General features: G+C 51.3%; 1 rRNA gene. It reads left to right on the forward strand.

Annotated elements, in window-relative coordinates:
- A 23S ribosomal RNA gene (locus IQ209_RS18100) occupies nucleotides 1–232 on the forward strand; the annotation flags it as partial.

The raw sequence follows: 232 nt of genomic DNA on the forward strand, positions 1-232 counted from the left end.
ACTCCTGACTGACCGATAGTGAACCAGTACCGTGAGGGAAAGGCGAAAAGAACCCCGGCGAGGGGAGTGAAAAAGAACCTGAAACCGTGTACGTACAAGCAGTGGGAGCCCTGATTTATCAGGGTGACTGCGTACCTTTTGTATAATGGGTCAGCGACTTATATTCTGTAGCAAGGTTAACCGCATAGGGGAGCCGCAGGGAAACCGAGTCTTAACGGGGCGTTAAGTTGCA

The sequence above is a fragment of the Xenorhabdus sp. BG5 genome (assembly GCF_015163665.1).
GTDB lineage: Bacteria > Pseudomonadota > Gammaproteobacteria > Enterobacterales > Enterobacteriaceae > Xenorhabdus.